Source organism: Empedobacter sp. R132-2 (genome assembly GCF_030324375.1).
In the GTDB taxonomy this organism is placed as follows: Bacteria; Bacteroidota; Bacteroidia; order Flavobacteriales; family Weeksellaceae; genus Empedobacter; species Empedobacter falsenii_B.
The window spans coordinates 38,571-47,099 of the sequence record NZ_JACAGG010000022.1; the positions used below are offsets into that span (position 1 = coordinate 38,571).

The following is an 8,529-nucleotide window of genomic DNA, read 5'->3' on the forward strand; positions in this document are numbered from 1 at the left end:
CAAAATATTATAACAATATTATTATAGAGATAAATATTTAAAAACACTAAACTTTATAAGTAATTATTAGATAGTTTTATATGTTAAAATTTTATTTCTTTATAGATATATTGTTATATTTAATAACTAAACTAATATGAAATGATATCTATCGTTAAAGCATTAAATCCCGCTTATCGCCAATTTAAGCCAATCCGCAAAGAAGTTGAAAATTTCAAATCTGAATTATTAGCTTGCTTAGAATCGATTGGAATTAGTGATAGTAGAAATGAATCTGAAGAACATTTAAAAGAACCTATAAAGAAGTTCTTAACCAATACATTTTATCAAAAGAATTTAATCAATACCAAAGATCGAATTGATTTAGCTATTTATTTAGATAAGACAGCTAAAAGTGATGTTGGTGTTATTATAGAAGCCAAAAGACCGAGTAATAAAGCCGAATTTATTTCAACGAATAATATCAATAAAAAAGCGTTACAAGAAGTTTTATTATATTATTTACGCGAACGCATAGATTATAAGAATAATAACATAAAGCAAATTATAGTTACCAATGGGATTGAATGGTTCTTTTTCAAAGGGGAAGACTTTTACGATTATTTTTATAAAAATACAGAATTAATAAAAGAATATGCGCGTTTCCGTGATGGATTAAAAGACACTGCTAAAAACGAGCTATTCTATAAAGAAATAGCCGCAATTTATATTGAGAAGGTAAAAGACAAACTTCCCTATGTACACATTAAATTAGACACGAAAGAAATAACAAAATACAATGATACTAAAATTAGTAACCTATATAAATTATTTTCTGATACGCATTTATTAGGTAAATCATTTGGTAATGATAGTAATAAGCTAAACAATGATTTCTATAAAGAGTTACTTCATATTATCGGTTTAGAAGAAATAAAAGAGAAAACAGGGTCTAAAAAGATAATTGTAAGAAAAGATCCTAAAGAACGTGATTATGCTTCTATACTAGAAAATACAATTTATACATTAGAAGATAAAAGTTATCTAGATCGTATAACGAATATACCAAATTCTCCAGAGAAAGCTTTCAATGTAGGGTTAGAGTTATGTATTAATTGGATCAACCGTATTCTATTTCTTAAATTACTAGAATCACAGTTAGTCAGTTATAACAAATCCAAAGAATACAAATTCTTAAATTTTAATTTTCTAAATGGTTATGATGCTTTAAACGATTTATTCTTTTCAGCATTAGCAAGACCATTAAATGAAAGACACGATAAAAACAAGGAACGTTTCAAGAATATCCCTTATCTAAACAGTAGTTTGTTTGAACATAGTGAAATGGAGCGTTTAACATTTGATATTACTGCACTGAAAGATGAAGAAATGCAAGTTTTTTCAGGTACAATTTTAAAAGATAATAACGGTAAAAAATTAAATGGTAAATTAAATACGCTCGATTATATCTTCCGATTTTTAGATTCATACGATTTTTCGGCTGATGCCAATACAGATATTGAAGATGAACAAAATGGAAAAACCTTAATTAATGCTTCGGTTTTGGGTCTAATCTTCGAGAAAATTAATGGATACAAAGACGGCTCATTCTATACACCTGGGTACATTACAATGTTTATGTGTAAAGAAGCGATTAGAGAGGCTGTGGTAGATAAATTCAAAGCAGAATACCATCATTCTATCGAAACTTTTGAAGATGTAAAAGCTTATTGTCAAAGTTTCTTTAAAAAAGAGGATAGAATCAAATTAAATAACACCATCAATACTTTAAAAATATGTGATCCCGCTGTAGGTTCTGGGCACTTTTTAGTTTCTGCTTTAAATGAATTAATTGCTGTAAAAAGTGAATTAGGAATCCTTTCTAATGAACAAGGTGAAAGAATACCGTGTGAAGTTTCAATAGAAAATGATGAGTTATATATTGCTTATAACGAGGGTGAATTATTCGAGTATAATCGACAAGATGTTAATAGTCTTCATATTCAAAAAACATTGTTTCATGAAAAACAAACCCTAATTGAGAATTGTTTATTTGGTGTAGACATCAATCCCAATTCGGTAAATATTTGTCGTTTACGTCTATGGATAGAGCTGTTAAAGAATGCATATTACACAACTGAAGGCGAATTGCAAACATTACCAAATATCGATATCAATATTAAATGTGGTAATTCGTTAGTTCACCGATTTAAGTTAGACGACAGTTTAAAACAAGCGTTTAAAAATAAAGAAGTTACATATTCAATAAACGACTATAAAACTGCAGTTAGTGAGTACAAACACACGAATAGTAAAGCAAAAAAAGCTGAAGTAGAAACCATTATCCGAAACATCAAAAATAATTTTAGAACAACTTTAGATGCTAAAATCAAAGAAAAAATATCTAAAGCCGTAGGTGAATATGAAAACGAAAAATTACGCTTAGATAACTTAACATTATTCGGAGAAAAGATTAAAAAAGCAGATAGAGACAATTTAAAAAAATTGAAACTAAAAGCAGAGAAATTAACCAAAGAGAAACAAGAAATTTTGGACAATGTCATGTTTCAGAATAGTTTCGAGTGGCGCTTCGAGTTTCCTGAAGTATTAGCAGATGATGGTTCTTACCTAGGATTTGATGTCATCATCGGGAATCCGCCTTATATTCAATTACAAAAAATGAAAGAAGCAAGTAATATGCTTCAAAAATTAAATTATGCTTCATTTGCAAAAACGGGAGACATCTATAGTTTGTTTTACGAATTAGGAAATAATATTTTAAAACAAAATGGATGCTTAATTTTTATTACTTCCAATAAGTGGATGCGTGCTGCCTATGGAGAGAGTTTAAGAAAATATTTTATTGAGCAAACAAATCCTAAAGTCTTAATTGATTTTGGAGGAATTCAAATATTTGATTCTGCAACAGTTGATACTAATATTCTAATGTTTAAAAAACAACAGAATCAATACCGAACTCTTGCTTGTATCGTAAAAGAAAAAGTAATAAATAATTTGGGGGATTATTTTAGACAAAACCAAACATTAATCGACTTCAATTCATCTGACAGTTGGGTAGTTTTATCACCTATAGAGCAAAGCATAAAAGCTAAAATTGAGGCAGTTGGCACACCTTTAAAGGATTGGGATATTAGAATAAATTACGGGATTAAAACTGGATTTAATGATGCCTTTATTATTGATGGAAAAAAGCGTGAAGAACTGATTAAGCAAGACCCAAAATCTGCCGAAATTATACGACCGTTACTACGTGGACGTGATATTAAGCGTTATTCTTATGATTTTGCGGATTTATACATTATAACAACCTATCCTAGCCTAAAAATAGATATTGAACTATATCCTGCTGTAAAAGAGCATCTTTTAAGTTTTGGATACGATAGATTAAAACAAACTGGAGATAAAGGATGTCGAAAAAAGACAAATAATAAGTGGTTTGAAACCCAAGATAGTATAAGTTATTGGGACGATTTTTCTATACAAAAAATTATATATCCTAATATGACAAAATTTTTACCTTTTGTATATGACTTAGATGGTGTTTATGTAAATCAAAAATGTTTTATTATCACAGGTGAAAATATAGCTTATCTGACTGCATTTTTTAATTCTAAAATTTTTAAATGTTGTTTTAAGGATAACTTCCCAGAACTTCAAGGGGGAACTAGAGAATTAAGTAAGATTTTTTTTGAAAAAATTAAAGTATTAGAAGTTTCAAATAATATCAATTATGAAATTAATGTACTAATTGATAAATACAGAAATAATGAAATTAAAACAGATGAATTGGATTTAAAAATTGATAATTTATTGTATAATCTATATAATTTAAATGAAAATGAAATAGAATTTATTGAGAGTCTATAAATTCTATTTCATTTGAATCAAACTCAAATTTTTGATATATAAAATAATTGATATCTGATTCAATATTCTTTCTTTGATTCTTAATCCCATTATATAAATCATCTACTTTTGATTCATCTTTATTATCAAATAAAGGAAATTTTAAAGGTTGTATAGCTTGAACACTAATAAGTAAATCACCAGTTCCTGTTTTGGGTGCATCACGTAGTTGATAATGCCCTATTTTAGAATTCAATAATAGAACTAAATATTTAAGATTAATATTACCTGTTAAGATACAAGTACTGTCAAGTCCGTAATTTTGATTTTCATCGAAAGAAAATCGTATAATAGAACCTATTCTTTTCCATATGATTTTCTGCATAAAAAAATCGTCCATATAAGCACAGTTCCTTAAGTTGTAAGGTGTATCTCCTTTATCTGATCTTTTTTCAAGTTGAGAATAAAATTGATCTAAATGTGCTTTAATCGCAGGGTAATTATTTATATCTATTGGTTTTATGCCCTTTTCTTTGATCCCATTATGGGACGTAATTAACCATAAATCAGCAAAATCATAACTGTATTTTTTGATGTCCCTGCCTCGTAAAATAGGTCGATTATTTTAATCAGTTTTTTATTGAATAATTAAAGTAGTTTCATTTCTGTATAAAAAAATAGTCTTTATTTTTTTTAGACAATTTCTCATCATTTTTGCATCAAATTAAATGAAGAATGATTTACGGATACATCAGAGTAAGTACAGACAAACAAACAGTAGAAAATCAACGATTCGAGATCAATCAGTTCTGCGATAATCAACAATTATTCGTAACCAAATGGATAGAAGAAACAATATCAGGAGCCAAGCAAGTAGAAGATCGTAAATTAGGTAAATTATTAAAAAAAATGAAACCTGGCGACATTTTAGTATGTTCCGAATTATCTCGTTTAGGACGTAACTTGCTAATGATAATGGGGGTACTAAACGAATGTATGAATAGAGACATACAAGTATGGACTATTAAAGATAATTACAGATTAGGTAGCGACATTAATTCAAAAGTATTAGCTTTTGCTTTTGGTCTTTCTGCTGAAATAGAACGTAATTTAATTTCTCAACGTACCAAAGAAGCTTTAGCACGCAAAAAAGCAGAAGGTGTTATACTTGGACGCCCTAAAGGCAGAAAGTCGTCTAAAACGAAATTAACAGGGCAAGAAAAACAAATTAAAGAGTTATTAGAAAAGAATGTTTCATACAGTGCCATCGGTCGCATATTAGGTGTCCATAGATTAACAGTAACATCTTTTATAAAAAACAACCCAGAAGTATTAGCATATAAATCAGATTTTTAGGGAATCATCTAAATTATCTAACTATATTTTTAGTTATTAATGTAAAAAAACCTCGCTAGAGTTTTTAAGCGAGGTTTATATTTTATTATTTTCTGTCTTAAATAATTTTGCAAAACATCTCATCCCCTCCGGGCTAGAAGAAAGCTTAGTTATTAGCGGAAGAACTTATTTTCTTACATTCTCATTCAGAGTTTGTACTAATTTATATACTGTTGTAACTGGATTTTGTTTATGATATATCAAATGTTTTTGACTCTCATATAACTCATCAGCATTTTTGATTGCTCTTTCTTGAGAGGCATGTTCATCATTTAATAGAATAGAATAAACTTTTTGACAAAATGCATATTTTTTTCCTTCTCTTTCGTAATTAATACCAAATTTTTGGCTCAATTGCTCATAATAAAATGTTCTTAATTGTTGAGCTTCGATTTTATTATAATGTAAATAAAACCATAATTCAAAAGAATCATTTGAATATGCAACTTCGTTACCTAGTGTATTTGCTTTTTCAATTGCATTGTCAAAATCAGCATATTCATCAGCACCATTTTTAAAATCCATATCAAATACACACCATACTTCATCATATTCATATTCTGAGCTTTCTATTATTTTTTGTGTGCTATCAACTAGCTTAGTTTTTGATTGACCTCCCAAATCTACAGCTTCAACCTTCAAACCTAGAACTGGAAATGATTCAAAATATAATTTTTCAGTTTGGCCTTCACAAACTATTAAAATAGATTTTCTTATCGGTATAGTTTCTATTTGATAACTACTTGGTTTAGCTTTTCTATTCCAAGCTTTGTTCTTATCTGTCTTTTTTACAGCTCTAGTTGGTTTCGGCATAATCAAAATTTAATAGAGATGAAAAATTACCTAAGAATGGAATAGCTCCATATTTACCTTGAATATAATCCTTTTCAAAAGATGCATTGTTTCTAACACCTTTAATTTCAACTAAAGTATATAAATGACTTGCACCATATTTGTCTTTTTCTACAAAGTCGATTTGGTCTCTTCGTAAAATTTCTGAACTTAAGAGATTTGTATCGTGAGTTGTAAAAATTAATTGTGAATTTTTATTTGATTCAGAGTTGAAAAGTTCAACAATTTTTTTAGTTAAAAGTGGATGAAATCTTGAATCAAATTCATCAATAATTAAAGTGCGACCTTCATTTAATGCATTAAAGATGAATGGACTTAATTCAAACATTTTGATAGTTCCTTCTGATTCTTGTCCACTTAATACAAATGGAACGTTGCCAACTTTTTTATTTCCTTCATATTGACTACGACTAGAAACGATGATATTTCCCTTTTTAAATTCTTTTTTTAAATCATCATCAGCATCTTCTGGTAAATTATCTTTAGTTATTTCAATATTTTCAATATCATTAATCCCCGTATCAGCATTTTTTAAAAAGTCTAAAATAAATTTCTTTTTATTTAAATCATCCAATGCATCACCAGCAGCTGAGTACATACCACTATGCCCTAAACCATTGATCACAATAATTGAAGAAATTGCTTTAATTACTGATTTAGACATTTTACCAAAGCCAAATGAAGCTAATGATGTTAAGAACAAAGAATTAGTTCTAAAAATAGTATTTTCATCGTCGTCAAGTAACGAAATGAATTTACTGCCTTCTTCAAAATGCTTATCATTGACTTCTAGAATTTCTTGTTCTTCTCTAATAAACAAAGTTTGTTCTCGTTTATTAGGAGTATAGAATAACCATTCACTTTTAATGCAATTTTCATCTGCCTCGAATCCATATCTGTATTTTATATTTTTAATTCTAAATACCAATTGGAAAAAAGTTGGCTCTTTTAATTTATCTACTGATAATTTAAAAGGCTCAATAATATTTAAAATTTTATCGTCTTTTACAGATGATGTTACAATACGAATAAAAGTAACTAATGCTTTAATAATATTACTTTTACCACTAGCATTTGCACCATAAATTGCTTTGGATTTAATTAATGACATTTTATCATCAATTTCAATTACATTACGCTTATCAATTGACGGATGAAATGATTTAATTTTTGCAGCAGTCATATTTAAGGTTTGTTCATCCTTAAATGACCAAAAGTTTCCGAAATTAAATTCTTCAATCATTTCTTCTTATTTTAAAATTTGTATTTTTTTTACAAATATAAGAATAAGCTTTGGGATATGTACTATATTTGGATGTTAAATAATTTGGATGTTTATACTTAAAGTATTTCGCTAACATCGTAATTTACGAAATAAATAATAAGAAAAATTTCGTAAAATTAAACTCAAATATATAAAAAAAACTATATTTTACACCTTGTTGTGTAATACAAAAAACCTCGCTTAAAACACTTAGTGAGGTTGTTATTTGTACTATATTGTGTTTTTGTAGCTAAAATTGGAGTTGTGCAACAATTACCTATGTTAGCTGCTGGCTTTTATCATTTTATTATAAACTCGCCGTCATATTCTTTACTTTCTGTATAAATTCTAAACCCAAGAATTTTCCATATTTTTGATGCATACAAACGATAATTGTATTGTTTACTAATTTCAGTTTTATTAAAAGCTATAGAATGAATTTCCAATTCTGTACCACCAATAATACCTAACTTTTCTGTTTTTACATCTGTAAATTTTATTTCATTATCTTTCTTAATATAGAATATAGATAGATTTATTTTTGAGATAATTTTATTTTCAATTAATTCATCAATTTTAAACTTTTCTGTATATGTATTAGATTTATTTGATAAGTCAATGAAATTATATTCATTTGATGAATTTTGTGAAATTATAGAAATTAATCCAATCGTTAAAATTACAGTTTTTAGAATTCCTATTTTGTTTTTAATATACTTTAATACTTCAAAGCATATAAATAAGAAATATATAAATATTGCTATATTTAATAAAATCCAAATTAATTCAAACATAAAAGTAATATTATTTTAGAGTAATGTTTTAGAAAGCTTGCTGCTAACGGTTGACGGATTTGCTAAATAAAAAATATAGCAACGAAGTTGCGTGTATTTTTTATTTAGCAAATTCGATGATGTACGCAGTTCGGAGCGATAGCGATGAAATGTGTACATTATCGGATGTAATCCGTCAACCGATGTGACGCGATTCGTAGCATAGCGGAGAATTGCGTCACATCATCGTAATTTACGAAGTAAAATATAGTCAAGTTTCGTAAAAAACTCTCTATATCTATTCTTTCGTATAAATAACAAATGGATATCCTAACGAAAGTTCCAGAGTAAGAAAAGGTATATAATACTTATCTTACAATTATGAAAGGAATAAAAAAT

At 27.7% G+C, this 8,529-nt stretch carries 6 protein-coding genes; 2 read left to right on the forward strand and 4 right to left on the reverse strand.

What is annotated here, in order from left to right; all coding sequences use genetic code 11:
- Positions 1 to 141: 141 nt before the first annotated feature.
- Positions 142 to 3,867 carry a DUF7149 domain-containing protein gene (locus tag HXZ69_RS10655; RefSeq protein ID WP_286495930.1) on the forward strand — a complete coding sequence of 1,242 codons (3,726 nt, stop codon included), beginning with the start codon at positions 142 to 144 and terminating at the stop codon, positions 3,865 to 3,867.
- On the opposite strand, the gene HXZ69_RS10660 is transcribed toward HXZ69_RS10655, so the two are convergent.
- Complete coding sequence (locus HXZ69_RS10660; protein ID WP_221854693.1) at positions 3,851 to 4,459, reverse strand: TaqI-like C-terminal specificity domain-containing protein; 609 nt, start codon at positions 4,457 to 4,459, stop codon at positions 3,851 to 3,853. The two genes, HXZ69_RS10655 and HXZ69_RS10660, sit on opposite strands and share 17 nt — an antisense overlap.
- 122 nt (positions 4,460 to 4,581) lie before the next feature.
- On the opposite strand from HXZ69_RS10660, the gene HXZ69_RS10665 reads away from it, so the two are divergent.
- The gene (locus tag HXZ69_RS10665; protein ID WP_038330384.1) at positions 4,582 to 5,202 is read left to right on the forward strand and encodes a master DNA invertase Mpi family serine-type recombinase; all 621 of its coding nucleotides are present in this window, start codon (positions 4,582 to 4,584) and stop codon (positions 5,200 to 5,202) included.
- Between the two features lie 165 nt (positions 5,203 to 5,367).
- On the opposite strand, the gene HXZ69_RS10670 is transcribed toward HXZ69_RS10665, so the two are convergent.
- The 3 genes from HXZ69_RS10670 to HXZ69_RS10680 all read right to left on the reverse strand — a co-directional run bounded on the left by HXZ69_RS10670 (position 5,368) and on the right by HXZ69_RS10680 (position 8,151).
- Complete coding sequence (locus HXZ69_RS10670) at positions 5,368 to 6,054, reverse strand: RloB family protein (RefSeq protein ID WP_038330386.1); 687 nt, start codon at positions 6,052 to 6,054, stop codon at positions 5,368 to 5,370.
- Positions 6,038 to 7,336 (reverse strand): AAA family ATPase, encoded by a 1,299-nt coding sequence (locus HXZ69_RS10675; RefSeq protein WP_038330387.1) that lies wholly within the window; start codon positions 7,334 to 7,336, stop codon positions 6,038 to 6,040. Before HXZ69_RS10675 ends, HXZ69_RS10670 begins: the two co-directional genes overlap by 17 nt.
- A 320-nt stretch (positions 7,337 to 7,656) precedes the next feature.
- Entirely contained in the window at positions 7,657 to 8,151 is a 495-nt protein-coding gene (locus HXZ69_RS10680; protein WP_038330389.1) for a hypothetical protein, read from the reverse strand.
- Positions 8,152 to 8,529: the final 378 nt, after the last annotated feature.

Excerpts from the sequence above, each read along its gene's own strand:
- HXZ69_RS10655 (WP_286495930.1), top strand. The coding sequence starts at position 142 with ATGATATCTATCGTTAAAGCATTAAATCCCGCTTATCGCCAATTTAAG.
- HXZ69_RS10665 (WP_038330384.1), top strand. The coding sequence starts at position 4,582 with ATGATTTACGGATACATCAGAGTAAGTACAGACAAACAAACAGTAGAA.
- HXZ69_RS10670 (WP_038330386.1), bottom strand. The coding sequence starts at position 6,054 with ATGCCGAAACCAACTAGAGCTGTAAAAAAGACAGATAAGAACAAAGCT.
- HXZ69_RS10675 (WP_038330387.1), bottom strand. The coding sequence starts at position 7,336 with ATGATTGAAGAATTTAATTTCGGAAACTTTTGGTCATTTAAGGATGAA.
- HXZ69_RS10680 (WP_038330389.1), bottom strand. The coding sequence starts at position 8,151 with ATGTTTGAATTAATTTGGATTTTATTAAATATAGCAATATTTATATAT.